This is a genomic window from Tsukamurella sp. M9C (genome assembly GCF_020169415.1).
GTDB lineage: Bacteria > Actinomycetota > Actinomycetes > Mycobacteriales > Mycobacteriaceae > Tsukamurella.
In genome coordinates, this window is the sequence record NZ_JAIULG010000007.1 from 58,521 (window position 1) to 81,652 (window position 23,132).

General features: G+C 72.1%; 23 protein-coding genes. 13 read left to right on the top strand and 10 right to left on the bottom strand.

Translation table 11 applies throughout. The features are described from left to right. Positions 1-11 precede the first annotated feature (11 nt). From LB823_RS06030 to LB823_RS06060, 7 genes are all read left to right on the top strand, one after another. Positions 12-1,223, top strand: coding sequence for a DUF885 domain-containing protein (locus tag LB823_RS06030; RefSeq protein ID WP_224645856.1), 1,212 nt, complete (start codon positions 12-14; stop codon positions 1,221-1,223). A 9-nt stretch (positions 1,224-1,232) separates the two neighbouring features. Next, positions 1,233-2,531 carry a serine hydroxymethyltransferase gene (gene glyA, locus LB823_RS06035; RefSeq protein WP_224645857.1) on the top strand — a complete coding sequence of 433 codons (1,299 nt, stop codon included), beginning with the start codon at positions 1,233-1,235 and terminating at the stop codon, positions 2,529-2,531. Between the two features lie 28 nt (positions 2,532-2,559). Further along, positions 2,560-2,997 (top strand): hypothetical protein, encoded by a 438-nt coding sequence (locus LB823_RS06040; protein ID WP_224645858.1) that lies wholly within the window; start codon positions 2,560-2,562, stop codon positions 2,995-2,997. Positions 2,998-3,029: 32 nt separating this feature from the next. Next, complete coding sequence (locus LB823_RS06045) at positions 3,030-3,860, top strand: acyl-ACP desaturase (protein ID WP_224645859.1); 831 nt, start codon at positions 3,030-3,032, stop codon at positions 3,858-3,860. A gap of 265 nt (positions 3,861-4,125) precedes the next feature. Further along, entirely contained in the window at positions 4,126-5,433 is a 1,308-nt protein-coding gene (locus LB823_RS06050; protein ID WP_224645860.1) for a PhoH family protein, read from the top strand. A 146-nt stretch (positions 5,434-5,579) separates the two neighbouring features. Beyond that, positions 5,580-5,930 carry a PadR family transcriptional regulator gene (locus LB823_RS06055; protein ID WP_224645861.1) on the top strand — a complete coding sequence of 117 codons (351 nt, stop codon included), beginning with the start codon at positions 5,580-5,582 and terminating at the stop codon, positions 5,928-5,930. After that, on the top strand, positions 5,927-7,255 hold the full coding sequence (locus LB823_RS06060) for a permease prefix domain 1-containing protein (protein WP_224645862.1): 1,329 nt from the start codon (positions 5,927-5,929) through the stop codon (positions 7,253-7,255). Before LB823_RS06055 ends, LB823_RS06060 begins: the two co-directional genes overlap by 4 nt. Here LB823_RS06060 and LB823_RS06065 read toward each other — a convergent pair. Then, positions 7,248-8,177 (bottom strand): AraC family transcriptional regulator, encoded by a 930-nt coding sequence (locus LB823_RS06065; protein WP_224645863.1) that lies wholly within the window; start codon positions 8,175-8,177, stop codon positions 7,248-7,250. The genes LB823_RS06060 and LB823_RS06065 overlap by 8 nt on opposite strands. Positions 8,178-8,257: 80 nt before the next feature. Between LB823_RS06065 and LB823_RS06070 the strand changes: the two genes are divergently transcribed. Together LB823_RS06070 and LB823_RS06075 are read left to right on the top strand one after the other, a co-directional pair. Then, on the top strand, positions 8,258-8,701 hold the full coding sequence (locus LB823_RS06070; RefSeq protein ID WP_224645864.1) for an anthrone oxygenase family protein: 444 nt from the start codon (positions 8,258-8,260) through the stop codon (positions 8,699-8,701). 79 nt (positions 8,702-8,780) lie between these two features. Continuing rightward, a complete protein-coding gene (locus LB823_RS06075; protein WP_224645865.1) occupies positions 8,781-10,475 on the top strand; it encodes a fumarate hydratase in 1,695 nt (564 codons plus the stop codon). A gap of 48 nt (positions 10,476-10,523) precedes the next feature. Here the strand turns inward: LB823_RS06075 and LB823_RS06080 are convergent, their stop codons facing one another. Both LB823_RS06080 and LB823_RS06085 read right to left on the bottom strand, forming a co-directional pair. Next, complete coding sequence (locus LB823_RS06080) at positions 10,524-11,105, bottom strand: bifunctional 2-polyprenyl-6-hydroxyphenol methylase/3-demethylubiquinol 3-O-methyltransferase UbiG (RefSeq protein WP_224645866.1); 582 nt, start codon at positions 11,103-11,105, stop codon at positions 10,524-10,526. Between the two features lie 10 nt (positions 11,106-11,115). Continuing rightward, positions 11,116-12,648: a serine/threonine-protein kinase gene (locus LB823_RS06085; protein WP_224645867.1), complete on the bottom strand. Its 1,533-nt coding sequence runs from the start codon at positions 12,646-12,648 to the stop codon at positions 11,116-11,118. A gap of 192 nt (positions 12,649-12,840) precedes the next feature. Between LB823_RS06085 and LB823_RS06090 the strand changes: the two genes are divergently transcribed. Then, positions 12,841-13,152, top strand: coding sequence for a hypothetical protein (locus LB823_RS06090; RefSeq protein ID WP_224645868.1), 312 nt, complete (start codon positions 12,841-12,843; stop codon positions 13,150-13,152). A gap of 38 nt (positions 13,153-13,190) precedes the next feature. Beyond that, entirely contained in the window at positions 13,191-13,778 is a 588-nt protein-coding gene (locus LB823_RS06095; RefSeq protein WP_224645869.1) for an NPCBM/NEW2 domain-containing protein, read from the top strand. Here the strand turns inward: LB823_RS06095 and LB823_RS06100 are convergent. Then, positions 13,771-15,189, bottom strand: a complete 1,419-nt coding sequence (locus tag LB823_RS06100) for a class II fumarate hydratase (protein WP_224645870.1) — start codon at positions 15,187-15,189, stop codon at positions 13,771-13,773. The two genes, LB823_RS06095 and LB823_RS06100, sit on opposite strands and share 8 nt — an antisense overlap. A 59-nt stretch (positions 15,190-15,248) precedes the next feature. Then, positions 15,249-16,256: a class II fructose-bisphosphatase gene (gene glpX, locus LB823_RS06105; protein WP_224645871.1), complete on the bottom strand. Its 1,008-nt coding sequence runs from the start codon at positions 16,254-16,256 to the stop codon at positions 15,249-15,251. 155 nt (positions 16,257-16,411) lie between these two features. Here glpX and LB823_RS06110 point away from each other — a divergent pair, with 155 nt between their 5' ends. Next, complete coding sequence (locus tag LB823_RS06110) at positions 16,412-17,026, top strand: DUF4245 domain-containing protein (protein ID WP_224645872.1); 615 nt, start codon at positions 16,412-16,414, stop codon at positions 17,024-17,026. 18 nt (positions 17,027-17,044) lie between these two features. Here LB823_RS06110 and LB823_RS06115 read toward each other — a convergent pair whose 3' ends face one another. From LB823_RS06115 to LB823_RS06125, 3 genes are read right to left on the bottom strand one after another with little or no spacing between them, the layout of a single operon-like run. Beyond that, positions 17,045-17,254: an exodeoxyribonuclease VII small subunit gene (locus LB823_RS06115; RefSeq protein ID WP_224645873.1), complete on the bottom strand. Its 210-nt coding sequence runs from the start codon at positions 17,252-17,254 to the stop codon at positions 17,045-17,047. Continuing rightward, the gene (gene xseA, locus LB823_RS06120) at positions 17,251-18,588 is read right to left on the bottom strand and encodes an exodeoxyribonuclease VII large subunit (RefSeq protein ID WP_224645874.1); all 1,338 of its coding nucleotides are present in this window, start codon (positions 18,586-18,588) and stop codon (positions 17,251-17,253) included. The genes LB823_RS06115 and xseA overlap by 4 nt, the downstream gene beginning before the upstream one ends. Continuing rightward, entirely contained in the window at positions 18,585-19,274 is a 690-nt protein-coding gene (locus tag LB823_RS06125; protein WP_224645875.1) for a lipid droplet-associated protein, read from the bottom strand. Before LB823_RS06125 ends, xseA begins: the two co-directional genes overlap by 4 nt. Positions 19,275-19,333: 59 nt before the next feature. Between LB823_RS06125 and LB823_RS06130 the strand changes: the two genes are divergently transcribed. Next, the gene (locus tag LB823_RS06130; protein WP_224645876.1) at positions 19,334-20,284 is read left to right on the top strand and encodes a 4-hydroxy-3-methylbut-2-enyl diphosphate reductase; all 951 of its coding nucleotides are present in this window, start codon (positions 19,334-19,336) and stop codon (positions 20,282-20,284) included. A 70-nt stretch (positions 20,285-20,354) separates the two neighbouring features. On the opposite strand, the gene LB823_RS06135 is transcribed toward LB823_RS06130, so the two are convergent. Both LB823_RS06135 and LB823_RS06140 read right to left on the bottom strand, forming a co-directional pair. Continuing rightward, positions 20,355-22,001 (bottom strand): DUF6542 domain-containing protein, encoded by a 1,647-nt coding sequence (locus tag LB823_RS06135; RefSeq protein ID WP_224645877.1) that lies wholly within the window; start codon positions 21,999-22,001, stop codon positions 20,355-20,357. 16 nt (positions 22,002-22,017) lie between these two features. Then, entirely contained in the window at positions 22,018-23,103 is a 1,086-nt protein-coding gene (locus LB823_RS06140; protein WP_224645878.1) for a DNA recombination protein RmuC, read from the bottom strand. Positions 23,104-23,132 lie beyond the last annotated feature (29 nt).

The window sequence follows — 23,132 nt, forward strand, 5'->3', positions numbered from 1 at the left end:
GTCTGGCACGCATGGAGGAGCTGAGCGTCACCGACCGTTACCTGCGGCTGGGCCTGCGGTTCGACCGCATCGAATCCGGTTTCGTGGACGCCTACTTCGGCGACCCGGCGCACCGTCGGGCGGTGGAGGCCGAGGACGCCCCCGAACCCGCCCGCCTCGCCGCGGAGGCCCGCGCCCTGCTGCACGACGTCGCCGCCGACACAGCGCTCAGCGCGCCGCGCCGCGAGTTCCTGGCCGGGCACGTCGCCGCGCTCGAGTGCTCGGCGCGCAAGTTCGACGGTGCGCCGATCGGCTTCGTCGACGAGGTGAAGGCCTACTTCGACGTCGACATCGCCATGGGCGACACCGCCGACTACGAGGCGGCGCACGCCGCGCTCGACGAGATCCTGCCCGGGACGGGCCCGCTGCAGCCCCGCATGCAGGCCCAGCGCGATCGCTTCCTGGTGCCCGCCGAGCGCGTGCCCGAGGTGGTGGACGCGCTGGCCGGCGCGCTGCGGGACGTCGTGCGGGGGCGCTATCCGCTGCCCGAGGCGGAGACCGTGCGGTTCGAGATCGAACACGACAAGCCCTGGTCCGGCTTCAACTACTACCTCGGCGACTACACCTCGCGGGTCGCGGTCAACGGCGACCTGCCGCAGTACCTCTCGTCGCTGCCGCACCTCATCGCGCACGAGGCCTACCCGGGCCACCACACCGAGCACTGCCGCAAGGAGCAGCTGCTGGTCGCGGGGGAGAACCAGCCGGAGCAGGCGATCTTCCTGGTCAACACGCCGCAGTGCCTCATGGCGGAGGGCCTGGCCGACCACGCGCTGCACGCCGCGATCGGCCCCGGCTGGGGCCGCTGGGCGCAGGAGATCTACGCCGACCTCGGCCTGCCCTTCGACGGGGAGCTCGCCGAGCGGATCGCGGCGGCCTCGTCGGGCCTGCTGCACGTGCGGCAGGACGCCGCGCTGCTGCTGCACGACCGCGCCGCGAGCGAGGACGACGTGGCCGCCTACCTGCAGCGCTGGGGCCTCATGGCAGAGCGGAGCGCGCGGCAGTCGCTGCGCTTCGTCGGCTCGCCGCTGTGGCGGGCGTACATCAGCACCTACGTCGAGGGTTACGCGCTGCTCGGCACCTGGCTCGATCGCGCCGATTCCGGGCCGGCGCGGCTGGACCAGTTCGGAAGGCTGCTCGACGAGCCCCTCACCCCGTCTGCGCTGCGGCGGGAGCTCGCGGCTTAGGATGACCGCATGAGCGATTCCAGCGTGAACTCCGCGTCCCTGGCCGAACTCGATCCCGAGGTCGCGGCCGCCATGAACGGCGAGCTCGCGCGCCAGCGCGACACGCTGGAGATGATCGCCTCGGAGAACTTCGTGCCGCGCGCCGTGCTGCAGGCGCAGGGTTCCGTGCTCACCAACAAGTACGCCGAGGGCTACCCGGGTCGCCGCTACTACGGCGGCTGCGAGTACGTCGACGTCGTCGAGGACCTCGCGCGCAACCGGGCCAAGGAGCTGTTCGGCGCCGACTTCGCCAACGTCCAGCCGCACTCCGGCGCGCAGGCCAACGCCGCCGTGCTGCAGGCCCTCATGGAGCCGGGCGAGACCCTGATGGGCCTCGACCTCGCGCACGGCGGCCACCTCACGCACGGCATGCGCCTGAACTTCTCCGGCAAGCTCTACGAGAACGTCTTCTACGGCGTCTCCAAGGAGGACCACCGGGTCGATATGGACGAGGTGCGCAAGATCGCCCTCGACTCCAAGCCCAAGGTGATCGTCGCCGGCTGGTCGGCGTACCCGCGGCAGCTCGACTTCGCCGCCTTCCGCTCCATCGCCGACGAGGTGGGCGCCCACCTGTGGGTCGACATGGCGCACTTCGCCGGCCTCGTCGCCGCGGGCCTGCACCCGAGCCCCGTGCCGCACGCCGACGTCGTCAGCTCCACCGTCCACAAGACCCTCGGCGGCCCCCGCTCCGGCATCATCCTGGCGAAGCAGGAGTGGGCGAAGAAGCTCAACTCCGCCGTCTTCCCCGGCCAGCAGGGCGGCCCGCTCATGCATGTGATCGCCGCCAAGGCCGTCGCGCTCAAGGTCGCGGGCACGGAGGAGTTCCGCGAGAAGCAGCAGCGCACGCTCGACGGTGCCAAGCTCCTCGCCGACCGGCTGAACGGCAAGGACGTCGCCGACGCCGGCATCACCGTGCTGACCGGCGGCACCGACGTGCACCTGGTGCTCGTCGACCTGCGCAACAGCGACCTCGACGGCCAGCAGGCCGAGGACCTCCTCCACGAGGTCGGCATCACCGTCAACCGCAACGCCGTGCCCTTCGACCCGCGCCCGCCGATGGTCACCTCCGGCCTCCGGATCGGCACCGCCGCCCTCGCCAGCCGTGGCTTCGGCGAGAAGGAGTTCACCGAGGTCGCCGACATCATCGGCACCGCGCTCGCGCAGGGCAAGGCCGCCGACACCGCCGCGCTGCGCGCCCGCGTCTCCGCGCTGGCGCTCGAGGTCCCGCTGTACGAGGGCCTCGAGGACTGGGGCCTGCTCTCGCGCTGACCGGCGTCGCCGGGGGAGGAGCCGTCGGATGAAGCGAACGGGAGTGATCGCCGGGATCGCGACCGTGGTCGCTGTGGCCGCCGTGGCGGTCGTCGTGTTGCTGGTCACCCGGTTCACCTCCGACGAGAACGTCGAGTGCGGCGGTCGCGTCTACAGCGGGGCGCATCCGGCCGTCGTCTACGGACAGGGCCTCACCAGTCGCGCGACCTCGACGCCCACGACCGGACCCGACGGGGTCCCGGCCACCCGGGCCATCACGATGAAGGTCGGCGGGTCGGAGCAACTCCTCGGAAGGGCGAGCGACTACACCGTCGTCGGCCCGCCCGGGGTGGTGCGGCTGACCGACGAGGAGACGGCGTCCGCCTCGGACGGCTGCCGGGTCACCCAGACCGACCGCTACGTCGAGGTGACCGCGACCGCGCCCGGCGTCGTGGCGGTCGCGGGGGTCGTCGTCACCGTGGTTTGAAGGCCGGGTGGGCGCTGCCTTACAGTGTCCGGGTGACTTCCAGCACTTCAGAGGACGACCTGACGCTCGCCATCGACAAGGCGCTGCCGGACATCCGCGCGGCCTACGTCGAGGCCGGCGACGCCTGGCAGCCGCACGACTACATCCCGTGGGACGACGGCCGCAACTACGCCTTCCTCGGTGGCGAGGACTTCGTCCCCACCGACGTCAAGGTCGACGCGGTGGTCAGCAACGGCCTCATCCTGGGCCTGCTGACCAAGGACCACCTGCCGTCCTTCCACCGCCTGCTGGCGCAGCACCACCTCATCGAGTCGGACTGGGGCAAGTTCGTCGGCCACTGGACCGCCGAGGAGAACCGCCACGGCATTGCGCTGCGCGACCACGTCGTGGTCAGCCGCACCTGCGACGTCGAGCAGCTGGAGATGTGGCGCCTCGAGGCCGTGACCCGCGGCTACCGGCAGTACGAGGGCACCCGCGACGAGATCCACATCGCCGAGCAGATCGCCATGGTGATCGTGCACGAGGCGCTCTCCGCCGACTACTTCGACCGCCTCGCCGATTACGCCGAGAACGCCGAGGGCACGCCGCCCGGCCTGGCCACCACCCTGCGCAAGGTCGCGAACGACGACCGCGTGCAGCAGCAGTATTGGACTGAGCTGCTCACCGTCGCGCTCGACGTCAACGAGGGCCACGTCAAGGACGCCCTGCTGAGCCAGGCGCGCGTCGCGTCGCCGATCGGCGCCGAGACCGCGGACGGCTTGGACGAGGCCCGCCGCATCGTCACCGAGGCCGGCATCAGCTCGCCCGAGCGTGATCGCGAGATCCTCAACGGGCTCCTCGCGACCTGGGGTCTCGCCCTGTAACAACGGTCCCCGGCCCGTAACGAAGTGTTCACGAACGCGCCGCGCAGCCTCCGGGCCGCGCGGCGCGTTCGGCGTTAGTTTGGCGGTGACGGATTGCGGGGAAGCAGTTCGTCCCGGGAGGTTCCAACCGTGACTCGACTCATCGTCGCGAGAGGGCCGGCCCCGGTCCTCGTCGTCGGGGCGTAAACCGCGCACCGAGGGCGTTTGGACCGGCCGGCCGCAGCTACACGCTTGCGTGGGCGCCGCGCAGGCTAGGAGCGTCACCGTGTCTTTCCGTGAGACCCCCCGCACGTACGTGCTCGACACCTCCGTCCTGCTGTCCGATCCCTGGGCCATCACCCGCTTCGCCGAGCACGACGTCGTGCTCCCGCTCGTGGTGATCAGCGAACTCGAGGGCAAGCGTCACCACGCCGAACTCGGCTGGTTCGCCCGCGAGTCCCTGCGCATGCTCGACGACCTGCGGCTCGAGCACGGCCGACTCGACCAGCCGATCCCCACTCCGGGCGGCGGCACGGTCCAGGTCGAGCTCAACCACATCGATCCGACGGTGCTGCCGGTCGGTTTCCGCACGGAGACCAACGACGCCCGCATCCTCGCCTGCGCGCTGAACCTGCGCGCCGAGGGCCGCGACGTGGTGCTGGTCTCGAAGGACATCCCGCTGCGGGTCAAGGCCGGCGCGGTGGGGCTGGATGCCGACGAGTACCGGGCGCAGGACGTGGTGACCTCCGGCTGGACCGGCATGGAGGAGCTCGAGGTCTCGCGCGAGGTGATCGACGCGCTGTTCGCGGGCGGGGTCGTCGATCACGACGCCGCGCGGGAGCTGCCGTGCAACACGGGCGTGCGGCTGCTGGGCGGCACGTCCAGCGCGCTCGGCCGCGTGACCGCGGAGAAGCAGCTGCAGCTGGTGCGCGGCGATCGGGAGGCCTTCGGGCTGCACGGGCGCAGCGCGGAACAGCGCGTCGCGCTGGACCTGCTGCTCGACGAGTCGGTGGGGATCGTCTCCCTCGGCGGCAAGGCCGGCACCGGCAAGTCCGCGCTGGCGCTCTGCGCGGGGCTCGAGGCCGTGCTGGAGAAGCGCACGCAGCGCAAGGTCGTCGTCTTCCGCCCGCTGTACGCGGTCGGCGGCCAGGACCTCGGCTACCTGCCCGGCTCCGAGAACGAGAAGATGGGGCCGTGGGCGCAGGCCGTCTACGACACCCTCGACGGGCTCGCCTCGCCCGAGGTGATGGACGAGGTGATGTCGCGCGGGATGCTGGAGGTGCTGCCGCTCACGCACATCCGCGGCCGCTCGCTGCACGACTCCTTCGTGATCGTCGACGAGGCGCAGTCGCTGGAGCGCAACGTGCTGCTCACCGTGCTTTCGCGCCTCGGCTCGGGTTCGCGGGTGGTGCTCACGCACGACGTCGCCCAGCGCGACAACCTGCGCGTCGGCCGGCACGACGGCGTCGCCGCGGTGATCGAGAAGCTCAAGGGCCACCCGCTGTTCGCGCACGTCACGCTCACCCGCTCCGAGCGCTCGCCGATCGCGGCCCTGGTCACCGAGATGCTGGAGGAGTTCGCCCCCGGCGCGTAGCCCGTTCCGAAACCGGCCTCCTGCGCGACCACGATGGAAATACGTCGCCGTGCGGCCCCAGGAGCCCGGTTTCGGAACGTGCCCCGTTGCTATACCTAGAACCGCAAGGTATATCTGTACCTAGTGGTTCTAGGTATGGAGGGTCGATGCACATCGATAAGGATCTGGTCGCCGCGTCGGCGACCCCGCTGGTGCTGAGCATCCTCAGCAGCGGCGACAGCTACGGCTACGCGATCCTCACCCGCATCCGGGAGCTCTCCGGCGGGCGGCTGGAGTGGTCCGACGGCATGCTCTACCCGCTGCTGCACCGGCTGGAGCGGCTCGGGCACGTCGAATCGCGCTGGGGCGTCGCCGACACCGGCCGCAAGCGCAAGCACTACGCCATCACGCCCGCCGGGCGGGAGGCGCTCGCGGACCGTCGGGACCAGTGGCGGGTCGTCAGCGCCGCCCTCGACGGCCTCTGGTCCGACGGTGCGCCGCAGCCGGGGCTCGCATGACCGGCCCGGTCGACGCGCAGATCCGGCAGTGGCGCGGCTACCTGGAGGGCCGGCGCCGGATGCGGGCCGACGAGGTCGACGAGCTCGAGTCCCATCTGCGGGATCAGATCTCCGACCTCGAGGCCCTCGGCCTCGACGGCGACGAGTCCTTCCTCGTCGCGGTCAAGCGAATGGGTGCCGCCGACGCGGTGGCGCACGAGTTCGCCCGCGAGCACTCCGAGCGGCTGTGGAAGCAACTGGTGCTGGGCAGCGCCGAGGACGAATCCGCACGGCGCGGCGAGCTGCCGGTGGTGCTCGCACTCGGCGGCGCGGCGGGATTGTCGCTGCTCGCGGTGCTGCACCTGCTCGGTGAGTCCGCGCCGCGCTTCGTCGGGTTCGCGGTGGCGCCCTTCCTCGTCGGGTACTTCGCCTGGAAGCGCGCGATGCCCCGGCGGGCCGTGGCGGTGGTGCTCGGCGGCTTCGCGGTGATGGCGGGTCTCCTCGCCGCGTACCCGTTCGAGTCCGGCGGCTCCACAGAGGTCCTGGCCGTCGTCGCCGCGCCGGTGGTGCTGTGGTTCGGCGTGGGCGTCGCCTACACCGGCGGCGCGTGGCGTTCGGCGCCCCGGCGGATGGACTTCGTGCGGTTCACCGGCGAGTTCGTCATCTACTTCCTGCTCATCGCCCTCGGCGGCGGCGCGATCACGGGCCTGACGATCGCGGCGCTGGGCGCCGTCGGGCTGGACGCGGAGTCGCCGGTCACCGAGTGGGCGCTGCCGCTGTGCGTCGGCGGCGCGGTGCTGGTGGCCGCGTGGCTGGTCCAGGCGAAGCAGGAGGTGATCGAGAACATCGCGCCCGTGCTCACGCGGATCTTCACCCCGATCACGCTGGTCATGCTCGTGGTGGTGCTCGGCGCCTTCGCGTCGCGCCCGGGCCTGATCGGCGCCGACCGCGACCTGCTGGTGCTGATGACGGTGGTCCTCGTGCTCGTCGTCGGGCTGCTGCTGTACGCGGTCTCCGCCCGTGACCCGCGGCGCCGGCCGGACGTCTTCGACCGGCTGCAGGTGGCGCTGGTCGTCGCGGCGATCGCCGTCGACCTCGTGGTGCTCGTCGCGATGGTCACCCGCACCGCCGAGTTCGGCACGTCGCCGAACAAGGCCGCGGTCCTGGGCTTGAACCTGGTGCTGCTGGTGATCCTCGCGGGCGCGGCCCGGATGGGGCTCGGATTCGTCCGGGGGAGCAGGGACTTCGCCGCGATCGAGCGCTGGCAGACGAGCACGCTGCCCGCGTACGCGGCGTGGGCGGCGGTCGTCGCCCTCGCCTTCCCGCCGCTCTTCGGATTCAGCTGACGGCGGCCTCGCGGGCGCGGAACTGCGACGGGCTCAGGCCGTGGTGGCGCTTGAACGCGGCGCTCAGCGCGAAGGCGGAGCCGTAGCCCACGCGCCGGGCGATCGCCTCGAGCCCGTCGTCCGACGAGGTCAGCGCGTCGGCCGCGAGGGTGAGCCGCCACAGCGTGAGGTAGCGGCCGGGCGGCTCGCCGACCCCGGCGCGGAACCGCGCCGCCAGGCCGGCCCGGGAGACGTGCAGCGCGCCGGCCAGGGAGGCCACCGTCCACGGCTCGTCCGGCGACTCGTGGATGAGGTCCAGCGCGCCCGCGACCACGTCGTCGACGGTGCCCGACAGCCACCCCGTCGGGGCGGTGCGGGCGGCGGAGCGGATCGCGGCGCAGACGACGACGTCGAGGAGCCGGTCGATGACGAAGCTGTGGCCGGGGCGCGGATCCGCGAGCTCGCGGCGCATCAGCCCGATCAGCGCTTCGTCGACCTCGCCGGGCGGCAGCACCGTGAACTCGGGGAGCTGCGCGACGAGGTGCCGGCCCACCTGGGAGGCCGAGGCGTAGGTACCGACCAACAGCTGATCCGGGCCCTCGTCGTGGTTGCCCCACGTCAGCAGGCCGCGGTGCGTGGTCGAGCGCATCGACTCGGTGAGCGGCACGCACGCGCCGCCCTCCTCGATCCGGACGGTCGGCGGGCGATCCGGCTCGTCGGCGACGACGTAGTGCGGCCCGTGCGCGACCAGCGCGACGGCGCCCGCCTCGAGCCGGATCCGGGTGTCCGCTCCGGCGATCCAGGCGGCGCCGCGGTCGACCGCGATCACGCTCAGCGGCGCACCGTCGTCGATGTCCACCGACCACGGCGGAACCATCGAGATGCGCAGCGAGAACAGGCCCTGGGCGCGGAGCCCGGACACCATCCGGAACAGCGGGTCCACCCCGTCAGGTTAGACGAATGCGTATGCGATCCGGGGTCTGAACCATGGATCGCGCCACGCTCGGGCGCGATCCTTGATCCATGACACTCAAACTCCTCCTCGGATCGGCCGCCCTGCTCAGCGCGGTGCTGGCCGGCTTCTACTTCGCGTACGCCACGGTGATCACGGCCGAGCGGGGCGCCCCCGACGGTGCCGACGCAATGCGCCGGATGAACGTCGCGGTCGAGCGGCCGCCCTTCCTCGCGCTCTTCATGCTGGGCGCGCTGCTGCCGGTCGTCGCCGCCGTCTGGCTGGTGATCGCGGAGGGCTTCGACGCCCGGACCCTCGCCGCCGGGCTGGGGGCGCTCTGTGCGGTCGCGGCCTTCGTGTTCACCATCGCGGTGAACGTCCCCTTGAACCAGCGGCTGATGGCGGGCACCGTCGAATGGGCCGAGTTCGCGCGCACCTGGGGAACGTGGAACCTGGCGCGGCTGTGGCTCAGCGTCGTGGCCGCCGTGGGCCTCGCGGTCCCGGCCCTGCGGTGACGGCACCGTCGGGCCCGGGTCGCCGCAGGTAGGGCAACCTAACCCGGACCGGCGATCCGCCGGGGAATACTCTCGATACGTGACTTCGAACAGCCCCGAATTCATCTATTCCGACCTGCTGCCCATCGGCCCCGACACGACGCCCTACCGGCTCGTCACGGCCGAGGGCGTGGAGACCTTCGAGGTCGACGGGCAGAAGTTCCTCAAGGTCGCGCCCGAGGCGCTGCAGCAGCTGACCGCGGAGGCGATGCACGACATCAGCCACTACCTGCGGCCCGCGCACCTGCAGCAGCTGCGGAAGATTATCGACGACCCCGAGGCGTCGGGCAACGACCGCTTCGTGGCGCTCGACCTGCTCAAGAACGTCAACATCTCCGCGGGCGGCGTGCTGCCGATGTGCCAGGACACCGGCACCGCGATCGTCATGGGCAAGAAGTCCGAGGGCGTGCTGACCGGCGTGGACGACGGGGAGTGGGTCTCCCGCGGCGTCTACGACGCGTACACCAAGCTCAACCTGCGCTACTCGCAGAACGCGCCGATCACCATGTACGAGGAGAAGAACACCGGCACCAACCTGCCGGCCCAGGTGGAGATCTACGCCACCGAGCAGGGGCCGAAGGGTCCGGAGTACAAATTCCTGTTCATGGCCAAGGGCGGCGGCTCGGCCAACAAGTCCTTCCTGTTCCAGGAGACGAAGGCGATCCTCAACCCGGACCGCATCCTGAAGTTCCTCGACGAGAAGATCCGCTCGCTGGGCACCGCGGCCTGCCCGCCGTACCACCTCGCGATCGTCATCGGAGGCACGTCCGCCGAGTTCGCGCTCAAGACCGCGAAGTACGCCTCGGCGCACTACCTCGACGAGCTGCCCGAGACGGGATCGATCTCGGCGCACGGCTTCCGCGACAAGGAGCTGGAGGAGAAGGTCTTCGAGCTCACCCAGTCCTTCGGCATCGGTGCGCAATTCGGCGGCAAGTACTTCTGCCACGACGTGCGCGTCGTGCGCCTGCCCCGGCACGGAGCCTCGCTGCCCGTCGCGATCGCGGTGTCGTGCTCCGCGGACCGCCAGGCGCTCGGCAAGATCACCGCGGACGGAGTCTTCCTGGAGCAGCTGGAGACCGACCCGGCGCAGTACATGCCGGATGCCGGTGTGGCGGAGGACATCGAGGGCGGCGCGGTCGTCGAGATCGACCTGAACCGGCCGATGTCCGAGATCCTCGCCGAGCTGTCGAAGTACCCCGTGAAGACGCGACTGTCGCTGACCGGACCGCTGGTCGTCGCGCGCGACATCGCGCACGCCAAGATCAAGGACCTGCTCGACTCGGGTGCCCCGATGCCGCAGTACCTCAAGGATCACCCGGTGTACTACGCCGGACCCGCGAAGACGCCGGAGGGCATGGCGTCCGGCTCCTTCGGTCCCACCACCGCGGGCCGCATGGACAGCTACGTCGATGAATTCCAGGCCGCGGGCGGATCTCTCGTGATGTTGGCGAAGGGGAACCGGTCGAAGCAGGTCACGCAGGCGTGCGACACGCACGGCGGCTTCTACCTCGGCTCCATCGGCGGCCCCGCCGCCCGGCTCGCGCTCGACTGCATCAAGTCGCAGGAGGTCATCGAGTACCCCGAGCTCGGCATGGAGGCCGTGTGGAAGATCGAGGTCGAGAACTTCCCCGCGTTCATCGTCGTCGACGACAAGGGCAACGACTTCTTCACCGATCCGTCGGGTGAGGTCGCCTTGCCGCTCAGCGGGATCCGGGTGCGCTCGAAGGAGCGGTAGGCCGTCCGGCGCACCGCCGTCGGGTTCGACGGTGCGCCGCTCGTTCCGTCAGGCCGGGCGGAGGATCGTCACGGCGAAATCGGCGCCGTCGTGCCAGGGCTTGACGTCCCAGGTGGACAGGCGCAGGTCGGTCCGCAGGCCGGCTTCGGCGGCGTGGGCGTCCAGCTGCTCGGGACTCAGGCCGCGGTCGGTGTGGAAGCCGACGACCGCGAAACCCTCTGGCGTCAAATGCTTCCGGAAGTTCGCGAGCACCGTCGTCTCCGTGCCCTCCGCGACGAAGACCAACACGTTCCCCGCACAGACGATGGCGTCGAAGGTGCCGTCGAGGTCCAGTTCCGCGAGGTCCTGCACGAGCCACCGCGGGCCCGGATGATCCTCCTGCGCCGCGGCGATGAGCTTCGGGTCCACGTCCACTCCGGTCACGTCGTGGCCCACCGAGTGCAGGTAGCCGCCGATCCGGCCCGGCCCGCACCCGGCGTCCAGGATCCGCGAACCGCGGCCCACCATCGCGTTGACGAGCCGACCCTCACCCGCGAGGTCCGCGCCCTCGCGCGCCATCGTCCGGAAGCGCTCGATGTACCACTCGCTGTGGCCTTCTTTGGTGTCCGTGAACCAGCGCGGCGTGCTCATACCGTCCAAGTTACCCGCAGGGGTTCGTGCCGATCGCGACGCCGTTGCGGAGGGTGCGTACGTACGCTCCACTCCTGTGCTGCACCGCATAGCAGGCGGCCCCGAGGTCGGTGCCGTAGTCGATGTACGGGGTGTAGAAACGTTCGCCGTTCGCATCGACCGCGTTGATCGAGCCGCAGTTGAGGGCTCCGCTGTAGAAGTACTGCGCGGTGGGCTCGGCGGTGAGGCGCGCGGTGACGAGGGCGCGCAGCGACGGGTTGCTCTCCTCGATCGAGACGAGGGCCAGGATGTACCGGCCGTCGCACGCCGGCGTGCTCACGGGCTTGCCGAGCCCGAGATCCGCCGAGGGCCGCGGCGGCGGCGCCGTCGTCGTCGCGGTGGGCTGGACCGTCACCGTGGACGGTGCCGCCGTGACCGTGGCCGGTCCGGCAGTGGTCGATACCGTGGCGCTCGGTGGTGGATTTGTAGCGGCGGTAGGGATGTCGGATTCGGGGGAGCGGGTCAGGAGTACCGCTCCGGCGACGGCTGCTCCGAGCAGTACGACTGCCGTGGCGGCGGCAGGTAGTGCCCACCGTCGACGTGGACTACTCGCTGCGGGCGTCGGCGCTCCCGCGATGTTCGGCGCCGACGCCGGTGGCGGCGTGGGGGTGGGCGCGATCATCGTGCGGTCGTACTGGTGGCCCGTGGGCGCCGGGCGGAGCACGGTGGAGTCGCTCGCGCCAGAGCGCGTCGCGGCCAGTTCGGCAGCGAATCCGCCCGCCGTCGAGGGACGGTCGTGCGCCGCGCGGGACATTCCGCGCGCGAGAACCGCGTCGATGCTCGGTGGCAGGTCGGGACGGGCCGCATGCGCCGATGGGACCTGGCCGTCGAGCGCGGCCGCGACGACCGCCACCGGGCTGCTGCGATCGAACGGGCGGAGGCCGGTGAGCAGGGCGTAGGCGGTGGCGGCGAGCGAGTACGTGTCGGCCGCAGGTCCGATGGGTTCCCCACGGAGTTGTTCCGGCGCGGAGTACGCAACGGAGCCGATGGTGGTGCCCGTCGCGGTCAGATCCGACGCGTCGTCGGCGGCGCGAGCGATGCCGAAGTCCGTGAGGAGCGCGCGAGACCCGTCGAGCATGATGTTCGCGGGTTTGACGTCGCGGTGAAGTACCCCGCGATGATGGGCGAAGTCGAGCGCGGCGGCGGTGTCGCGGATGATGGCGATCACCTCGTCGAACGGAAGGCCGTTCGGTGACCGGCCGAGGCGGGCCGCCGCATCGATACCGTCGATGTAGGGCATCGACAGCCACAGCCGGCCCGAATCCTCGCCGCGGTCGAGCACGCTGACGATGTTCGGGTGGTTCAGGCCCGCGGCGAGGTCCGCTTCGCGGAGGAATCGCTGGCGGAAAACCTCGTCGGAGGCGAGCTGCGGGGGCAGGACTTTGATCGCGTCCTGCCGGGGCAATCGTGGGTGCTGCGCGAGATAGACCTCGCCCATACCGCCGGCGCCGAGCTGTCGAACGATCGTGTAGCCGGCGAAGATCTCGCCCGATACCAGTGTCATGCTGACCTCCCCGCGAAGAACCTACCGCGACAGGCTCCGGCGGGCGGGTGTTGTTCGGCTGAGAGCTCCTCGATCAGTTCCCTGCGGTTTCGGCGGCGCCGACCTGCGATTCGGTCGCCGAAACCCGCAGGGAATCGGTCGTGCGCCGCGCGACACGGGTCTACTACGCCCAGTAGTGGGTACTGTCGAGGAATGACCGACATCATCGACCGGATCGGCACCGCCCCGATCGCCGCCGCGGGTCTCGTGGGCGGCTACTACATCGCTCGGGAGACGGGGATCCGCCCGCTCGGCGGCGTCGTGCTCGCGGCGGCGGGTGCCGCGGCGGCCCAGGGCTGGCACGCGAAGTCGGGAGCGGGCACGGCGGCCGCGCTCGGGGCGGTCTACCTGGGCGGATTCGGTGCGTCGCATCCGCTGGCGAAGAAGATCGGCGCGTGGCCGTCGGTGCTCGCCGTGGCGGCGGCCGCCGCGGGCGCGTCCTATGTGCTCGTCGATCGTCGCTGACCGGTTCCACGGGCCCGGCGACGGGCTATCCTCAGCGGGTGAGATTGAGAACAAGTTTCACTGCAGCGACCTGTGCAGCCGCGTTCGCCATCGCCGGCTGCGGGGCGCAGGCGGCACCGTCGAACGAGGCGCACCCGGGCTCGCACAGCGTGGAGGCGAAGACGGCCACGGCCTCGTCGCTCACGGCGACGGAGGACGTCAGTCCGACGCCCACCGGCACGCCGCTCTACGCCCGCCTCGCCAGCTCCAGCGCCGTCGGTGACACCGGCCAGGCCCTCACCGCGACCCTCGCGGGAACCACCTACCGCAGCGCGACCGGCGTCTGGATCGGCTGCGAGGGCACTGCGGCGACCGCCGTCTACCGGCTCGGCGGCGAGTTCACCAAGCTCACGGGCGTCCTCGGACTCCAGCCGCACACCCCGCGGGACCTGCGGGTGCGCGTCTCCTTCATCGTCGACGGCGCGACGAAGCTGGCCGCTACCCTCGCGCGCGACGATGCGCCGCAGACCATCTCGATCCCGCTCGACGGTGCCCGGTCGGTCACCGTCTCCGCCCTCGCGACCGACGGTGAATGCGCGCCCGCCCCGGCGCCCTACGGCGCCATCGGCGCCGCTAGCCTCACCTGACCCGGTCGACGTTGGCCATCGCCAGCACGTCGAGCCGGCGGTCCAGCTCCTCGAGTGTGAGCTTCTCGCCGATCAGGCCGCGGTCGATCACCGTCTGCCGGATCGTCTTGCCCTCCTTGAGCGCCTGCTTCGCGACGGCCGCCGCCTCCTCGTAGCCGATGAGCGAGTTGAGCGGGGTCACGATCGACGGCGAGGATTCGGCGAGCGTCCGCAGCCGGTCCTCGTGCGCGACCAGCCCCTCGATGCACTTGTCCGCGAAGAGCCGGGAGACGTTGGCCAGCAGCGTGATCGACTCGAGCACGTTGCGCGCCATCATCGGGATGTAGACATTGAGCTCGAAGGCGCCGTTGCCGCCGCCCCACGCCACCGCGGCGTCGTTGCCGATCACCTGCGCGGCCACCTGCGTCACGGCCTCGGGGAGCACCGGGTTCACCTTGCCGGGCATGATCGAGCTGCCGGGCTGCAGGTCGGGGAGCGCGATCTCGCCGAGCCCGGTGAGCGGCCCGGAGCCCATCCAGCGCACGTCGTTCGCGATCTTGGTGAGCGACACCGCGATCGTCCGCAGCGCGCCCGACAGTTCGACGAGCCCGTCGCGCGCGGCCTGCGCCTCGAAGTTGTCCTTCGCCAGCCGGATGTCCTCGACCCCCGTGAGCCGCACCAGCTCCGCCACCACGAGCGAACCGAAGCCCTCCGGCGCGTTGAGGCCCGTGCCGACGGCGGTGCCGCCGATCGGCACCTCGCCGACGCGGGGGAGCGTGGCCCGCACCCGCTCGACGCCGGCCTCGACCTGGCGGGCGTAGCCGCCGAACTCCTGGCCCAGCGTCACGGGCACCGCGTCCATGAGGTGCGTGCGGCCCGACTTCACCGTCGTGCGCCAGGCCGCGGACTTCGCGGCGAGCGCCGCCTGCAGGTGCTCCAGCGCGGGGATCAGCGTGGTGACGGCGCCCTCGGTGGCGGCGACGTGCGTCGCCGTGGGGAAGGTGTCGTTCGACGACTGCGACATGTTCACGTCGTCGTTGGGGTGCACCTGGACCCCGGCGCGTGCGGCGAGCGAGGCGATCACCTCGTTGGCGTTCATGTTCGAGCTGGTACCCGAGCCGGTCTGGAAGACGTCGATCGGGAACTGGTCGTCGTGCAGCCCGTCGGCGATCTCCTGCGCGGCGGCGATGATCGCGGCGGCCTTCTCCGGCGCCAGCAGCCCCAGGTCCTGGTTGACCTGCGCCGCGGCGGCCTTGAGCAGCCCCATCGCGCGGATCTGGGCGCGCTCGAGCGGGCGGAAGCTGATCGGGAAGTTCTCCACGGCGCGCTGCGTCTGCGCGCGCCAGAGGGCGTTCACGGGCACCCGGACCTCGCCCATGGTGTCGTGCTCGATGCGGTACTCGGTCTCCGGGGTGTCAGCGTTGTTAGCCATACCTTAGAAACCTACTCGGGCCCCGGGAATGTTCCCAGGGCCCGAGGAGAAGATCACTCTCAGTCGAAGATCTGCGCGTAGGTCTTGAGCTTGGTCAGGCGGTGCGTCGCGTCCACGGTGCGGACGGTGCCCGACTTGCTGCGCATCACGATCGACTGCGTGGTGGCGCCGTCGGCGCGGTAGCGCACGCCGCGCAGCAGGTCACCGTCGGTCACGCCGGTCGCCGCGAAGTAGACGTGCTCGCCGCGCACCAGGTCGGTGGTGCCGAGCACCTGCGTCGGGTCGATGCCCAGGTCGGCGAGGCGCTGCTTCTCGATGTCGTTCGACGGTGCCAGGGTGCCCTGGATCTCACCGCCCATGCAGCGCAGTGCGGCCGCGGCGATGATGCCCTCGGGCGTGCCGCCGATGCCGACGAGGATGTCGGTCTTGGCCTCGGGGCGGGCGGCGGCGATGGCGCCGGCCACGTCACCGTCGGAGATGAGGCGCACGATCGCGCCGGTCGCGCGGATGTCGGCGATGAGCTGCTCGTGCCGGGGGCGGTCCAGCACCGTCAGGGTGACGTCGGTGACCTTGATGCCCTTGGCCTTGGCGACCTTCGCGATGTTGTCCGCGATCGGGGCCTCGATGTCGATGACGCCGGCCGCCTCGGGGCCCACGGCGATCTTGTTCATGTAGAACACGGCGGAGGGGTCGTACATCGCGCCGCGCTCGGCGACCGCGAGCACCGCGATCGAGCCGGGCATGCCCTTGGCCATGAGCGTCGTGCCGTCGACGGGGTCCACGGCGACGTCGGTCGACGGGCCGAAGCCGTTGCCCACCTCTTCGCCGTTGTAGAGCATGGGCGCCTCGTCCTTCTCGCCCTCGCCGATCACGACCACACCGCTCATCGACACCGTCGAGACCAGCTGGCGCATCGCGTCCACGGCCGCGCCGTCGCCCGACTCCTTCTGGCCGCGCCCCACCCAGCGGCCCGCGGCGAGCGCGCCGGCCTCGGTCACGCGGACCAGCTCCATGGCCAGGTTCCGGTCCGGCGCGATGGGGTTCTTCTCAGCGTGGGTATCGGACATGGATTCCTCCGGATCTCGATGCGCGCGGGTGGGCGCGGCGGGCCTCGCTCGATTCTTCCATGCCCTACCGGTCGGCGACGGGGCCGGTCGGGCCACGGCCCGTCGCGCCATGCCCGCCTCCACCGCCGGACGTCGCGCGCGGGATACTGGACGGCGTGGCTGACAAACCCCGGATCCTGCAGAACCGTCGCGACATGGTGCTCACGATGGTTCCGCTGCTCGCTCTGTGCCTGATCGTGCTGTTCGCATCCGGCAACTTCAAGCTGGGCTTCGGCGCCGACCCCAAGGACGAGACCGTCGAGCCGATCAACCCGAAGGGCGTCTACCAGGTGTCGGCGGACACGCTCGGCTTCCCGGTGCGGATGCCCGGCGGCGCGGGCGTGGTCGACGGTGTGCCGGAGGGCTGGAAGGCCACCGCCACCCGCGACGACGACGTGGTCGGCGGCAAGGTCTTCTCCGTCAATTACGTGACGCCCGAGAAGAACTCGCTGCAGCTCTCGCAGTCCGGATCGCCCGCCGACGTGGTGCTCGAGTCCGTCTACGGCGCGAAGGCCAAGCCCTCCGGCACGGTCCCCGTCGAGGGCCGGACCTGGGACGTCTACGGCCCGAACGACAAGAACCGCAGCGCCTGGGTCCTCCAGGTCGACGGTGCCGTCCTCGTCGTCTTCGGCGGCGGCACCGTGCCGCGGTTCACCGAGCTGGCCGCCGCGGTCCAGTCGCAGCAGCCGCTGCCGCGGTCCGGGGCGCCGGCCCCCGCCCCGCCCCGGTAGGCGGCGCGGCCCGTCCGCTCACTCCTCGGCGGCGATCGCCTTCTCGATGCGCTCCCGTGCACCCGCGAGGTGCTCCTCGCAGCGCTTGGCGAGCGCCTCGCCGCGCTCCCACAGGTTCAGCGACTCGTCCAGGTCGATCCCGCCCTGCTCCAGCAGCTTCACCACGACCGCGAGCTCGTCGCGGGCCTGCTCGTAGCCCAGCTCGGCCACCGGTGTCTGCTCGGTCAACGGTTCTCCTCCTGTTCGGGCCGGGCTCCGCCCAGCGGGACCATGCCCTTCTTCGGCGCTGTGGCGCCCAGCTTCGTCACGCCCATGACGGCAGCGGTCGCGGCACCGTCGGGCAGCCGGACCCGCAGTTGCGAGCCGGGCGCGAGTTCGTCGATGCCGCGGACCACGGGATTCTCGCCGTCCGGCGTCACCTTCTGCACCACGGCGTAGCCGCGCGCCATCGTCGCGGCGGGACCGAGCGACGTCAGCCGCGCGGCCAGGTGCGCGGTCCGCTCGGATTCCCGTTCGACGGTGCGCCGCACGTCCCGCCGGACGTCGCGCAGCAGGCGCGCGACATCGTCGGCGCGGTCGTCGACGAGGCGCAGCGGATGCGCGAACACCGGTCGCGACCGCAACGCGTCGAGCGTGTGCTCCTCCCGGCGCACCCACCCGCGCAGTGCCGCCGCCGCGCGCCCGCGCAGCTCGGCGATCCGCTCCAGCTCGGCGACCACGTCGGGCACCACGCGCTTCGCGGCGTCGGTCGGCGTCGCGGCGCGCACGTCGGCGGCGAAGTCGCAGAGCGGGTTGTCGGGCTCGTGGCCGATCGCGGAGACGATGGGGGTGCGGGCGGCGTGCACGGCGCGGCACAGCGTCTCGTCGGAGAAGGGCAGCAGGTCCTCCACGCTGCCGCCGCCGCGGGCCATGATGATCACGTCGACCTCGGGGTCGGCGTCGAGGGCGCGCAGGGCCGCCACCAGCTGGGGGGCCGCGGTCGGGCCCTGCACGGTGGCGTACTCGGCGCGGATCCGCACGTCGGGCCAGCGGCCCTCGGCGATCGATCGCACGTCGCGCTCGGCGGCGCTCGCCCGCGCGGTCACCAGCCCGACGGTGCGGGGCAGGAAGGGCAGCGGCCGCTTGAGCCGCGGGTCGAACAGGCCCTCGGCGTGCAGCAGCTGCCGGAGCCGTTCGATGCGGGCGAGCAGCTCGCCCACGCCGACGGCACGGATCTCGGTGATCCGCAGCGACAGGCTGCCGCGGCCGGTCCAGTAGGTGAACCTGCCGCGCACGATGACCTGCGTGCCCTCGGTGAGCGGCACCTCGGAGCGGTCGAGGACCGCCGGCAGGCATGTGACCTGCACCGAGACGTTCGCCGACGGGTCGCGCAGTGTGAGGAAGGCGGTGCCCCCGCCGCGGCGGTTGAGCTGGGTGATCTGCCCCTCGACCCACACCTCGCCGAGGCGATCGATCCACTGCGCGATCTTCATGGAGACCACGCGCACCGGCCACGGGTGCTCCGCGGTCGACGGGCCGCCCGCGCCGCCGGCGGGCGCGTTGGTGGAAGCCGGTCCGGTCACCGCGTGATGCGGTTCTCGAGCATCGTGAGGAAGGGCGGCCGCGCCTTGTGGCCGCGCTCGTACTCGACGAGCGACTCCACCTCGGGCGTGGTCAGGCCGGGCAGCCGGCCGCGCAGCTGCGCCAGGGTGAGCTCGGGGTAGTCGATGCGGAGCACCGCGGCGGGCAGGTCGTCGGGGGTCTCGGCGGGCGCCGCCGCGTCCGACGGTGCCGGGGCGGGGGAGCTGTACAGCGCGTACCGCCCGGCGCCCGACGGTGCCTCCTCGGCGGCCGGCTGCTCGTCCGCGGCCGGCGGGGCGGTGGCGACCGAGGTGGACTTCGCGGCACCGTCGGCCTGCGCGGCGTCGGCCTGCGCGGCCTCGGGGGAGAGGGCGGGCTCGGTGGCCGGCCGCACCTCGCCGTAAGCGGGCTTCGCCGCGGGCAGGTCCACGTCGACGTCCTCGTCGTCGTCGAAGGTCGCCCAGGCGGCCTGCTCCTCCTCCTTGGCGGGGAAGACGCTCTCGAGCGCGCGGTCGCCGCGGACGGCGAGGTCGGCGAGGTCCTGCTGGACGTGGATGAAGGCCTGCGCGGACTTGCTGCCCAGCGTGAGCGGGGCGCTCACGGCGCCCCCGACGAACTCCTGGCCCTTCTCGGCGGCGAGGGCGACGGCCCCGACGGCGACGCGGACCACGAACGGTAAACGGCTCATGTGTCCAGGGTGCCTCATCGCGCTCACCGGCACACCGTCAGGTGCCGTAGCCTGGAGGCATGAGTTCTGGCAAGCGTGTCCTGCTGGCCGAGCCGCGTGGCTACTGCGCGGGCGTCGACCGTGCGGTGGAAACGGTCGAGAAGGCCCTCGAGAAGCACGGCGCCCCGGTGTACGTGCGCAAGGAGATCGTGCACAACCGGCACGTCGTGGAGACGCTGCAGGACAAGGGTGTGATCTTCGTCGACGAGACCGACGAGGTGCCCGAGGGCTCGCTCCTCGTGTTCTCCGCGCACGGCGTCTCGCCCGCGGTGCACGAGGGCGCCGCGCAGCGCAGCCTGCGCACCATCGACGCGACGTGCCCGCTGGTCACCAAGGTGCACCAGGAGGCCAAGCGTTTCGCCCGCGACGATTTCGACATCCTGCTCATCGGCCACGAGGGGCACGAGGAGGTCGAGGGCACGGCCGGCGAGGCGCCGGAGCACGTGCAGCTCGTCGACGGCCCGGACGCGGTCGACAACGTCACCGTCCGCGACGAGGACAAGCTGGTCTGGCTCTCGCAGACCACGCTCTCGGTCGACGAGACCATGGAGACGGTCCGCCGCCTGCGGGAGAAGTTCCCCAAGCTGCAGGATCCGCCGAGCGACGACATCTGCTACGCCACCCAGAACCGGCAGGTCGCGGTGAAGGCGATGGCCCCGGAGTGCGATCTGGTGATCGTCGTGGGCTCGCGGAACTCGTCGAACTCGGTGCGACTGGTGGAGGTGGCGCTGCAGGCCGGCGCCCGCGCCGCGTACCTCATCGACTTCGCCCGCGAGATCGATCCCGCCTGGCTCGACGGCGTGGAGACGGTCGGCATCACCTCCGGCGCGTCGGTGCCCGAGATCCTGGTCAAGGGCGTCGTCGAGTACCTGGACGGCGAGGGCTTCCACGACGTCAAGGCTGTCACCACTGCGAACGAGACGCTGGTCTTCGCGCTTCCGCGCGAGCTGCGTCCCCGCGCCAAGGCCTGACCGCACCCGCGACGACGAAGGGCGCGCCACCGGATCCGGTGGCGCGCCCTTTCGCGTGCTGTGGGAGGAGTCAGTCCTTGTAGCGGTGCCGGCGGATCTGCCGGGGCTCGTCGGCGGGCTCCGTGAAGTCGTCCCGGAAGTTGGTCTCCACCGCCGAGTCCTCGCTCTGCGGACGGTAGCGCGGGGGCCGGTAGTGCTCGTAGCGTCCCGGGTTCGACGGTGTCTCGCCCCGGCGCGCGGTCCGCTCCTCGCCGGTCAGGCTGGGGAGGTCGGGCTGCGCGGCGCGGCTGCCGGAGATGCGGGGGAGCGAGGCGAAGTCGTCGCGCGGGATCTGCGAGCGCTCCCGCCCGGCGCGGGGCGCCGCGGGGTCCACGCCGCGGGCGCGGTCGATGTCGCCGGCCTCGCGCCGGTAGTCGCGCGAGTCGGCGGGGGCCGCCGCGCGCGCGGCGGGGGCGTCCGGGCGTCCCTCAGGACCCCGCGGAGTGCGCCACCGGGGCTGGGGCTCACCGATCCGGCGACGCTCGTCGTCGTGCCGCAGTTCCCGTGAGTCGTGGATCCCGGGCCGCGGCCGGTCGCCCTGCGCGACGGCGGGGCGGGGCCGGGCGCCGCGCGGTACCGCCCGACGGTCGTCCTCGCCGGGACGCCTCGGCATCGGCGGTCGCGGGATCTGCCCCGAGTCGGGCCGGATGACACGGTTGATCTGGGTCGCGGGTGCTCCGGCGTCGCGCGCGGCGATCTCTTCGCGGGTCCGCGCGAGGCGCGCTGCCGAGTCCCGGCGCTGCTCGTCGCGCCGCACCTCGTCGCGGCGGAGATCCCGGCGCGGGTCCTCGCGGCGCGCGGCCGAGCTGCGGCCCCGGACCGCGGCGTCGGCCTCTGCGGGTTCGCGACGGTCGGCCCGATCCGCCCGGTCCCGGACGGCGCGGCTCGAGTGGTGCTCGGTGGAGCGGCTCTGGTGCCGCTCCGAGCGGTCGGCGCCGTCGCCGACGAGGGCAGCGGCGCCCACCGCGCCCGCCGCGGGCGCGGGGCGCAGGCGGGTGAACGCCGCACGGATCCGCTCGCCCAGTGGCAGCCCGGCGGACTCGGCGGGCCGTTTCCCGCCGGCCGCGGCACCCGTGGCTCCAGCGCCTGCAGCGGGCTTCGCAGCGCCGGCGAGGGCGGGCTTCGCCGTCTCCGGCTTCGCCGCACCGGCCTTGGATCCGACTTTGGCGCCCGCCTTGGCGCCGGCCTTGGCGAGCGAGGCCTTCGTCCCCGACGTCGCTCCGCCGCGCTGTGCGCTGCGGGCGTTCGCGGTGAGCGAGCGGTACTGCAGCAGGCGCGCGCCGCCGATGACCAGCACGATCACGGTGGTCCAGAACATCCACGGGAACAGCGAGATCATGGGGAACAGCACGTCGGTGAGGATCTGGCTGGTCTTGCGCGGGCTGGGGAGGGAGAACCAGCGGTACAGCGGGATCGCGGTGGCGATGATGAGCGGGGGCTGCACCATCGCGGTGAACAGCGCGCGGTTGCGCACGGCGAGCACGGCGACGACCGCGCCGACCGACATCGCGAGCACACCGGCGTTCGCGCCCGCGAACTCCCCCGAGGCGAGGGCGCCCGCCGCGGTGAAGACCAGCATGGTCAGGACGGCGCCCCACCACGGCAGTCCGGGCACCGTCGCGAGCACGGAACGCTCGTCGACGGGCACCTGGGAGCGGGACGGTGGGAACTTCGACACAGGTGAACCGTACCGGTTAAGGCTGTGAGAACCGAGAATCTGCCGCCGTGGGGACGGCCCGCGGCGCGCGGTCGAGCTCCAGCGGATCGTCGCGCGCACCGTCGGGCATGGAATCCAGATCGGCCAGACGGCGGGCGGTGACGCCCACCCGCGAGTTGTACGAGCCGACGGTGGCGTTGAACGCCTCGACGGTCCTGCCCAACGCCGTACCCAGTGAGGAGAAGTGGCTGTTCAGAACGTCGAATCGCTCGTTCAGTTCGCGGCCGAGGGCCTGGATCCGCGCCGCATCCTCGCCGAGGGCGTGTTGCCGCCAGCTCAGCGCGACGGCGCGGAGCATCGCGACGAGGGTGGTCGGTGTGGCGAGCACCACATTCCGGTCGAGGGCGAATTCGAGCAGCTCGGGGTCGGCCTGCAGCGCGGCGTCGAGGAAGGCCTCGGCGGGCACGAACATCACCACGAGCTCCGGCGAGCCGACGGCCTCCCAGTACCGCTTGCCCGCCAGCTGCACGACGTGGGAGCGGAACCGGCGGGCGTGGTCGGAGAGCAGGGCGGCGTGCTGCGCCGGCGGCGCCTCGAGCAGCTGCAGGTACGCGTCCAGCGGCACCTTCGCGTCGACCGCCAGATCGCGTCCGCCTGCGAGGTGCACCACGACGTCGGGCCGGACCCGCGCGTCACCGACCGTGCCGCCCACCTGGGTGGAGAAGTCGCAGTGCCGGCTCAGCCCGGCCAGCTCCACCACCCGTTCCAGCTGCAACTCGCCCCAGCGGCCGCGCACCGTGGACGACTTCATCGCGGAGCGCAGCGTCGCGGTCTCGGCGCGCAGGGCCTCGCTCGTGCGCGCGACGGTGCCGATCTGCTCCCGCAGCCCCGCGAACGCCGCGACGCGGCTGCGCTCGGCCACGGCGAACTCGTGGCCCAGCGAATCCAGGGTCTGCCGCAGCGGCGCGAGCAGCGCGTTCACCGGCCCGGCCACCGCGTCGGGGGTGGGCCCGGCACCGTCGGACCGGCCGGGCGGCGCGGGTAGGGACCGGGCCAGGATGATCCCCACGGCGCCGCCGACCAGCAGCGCCAGCAGCGCGACGATCAGATGCGAGAGGTCCATGCCGTCAGCATGGACGCCCCCACTGACAA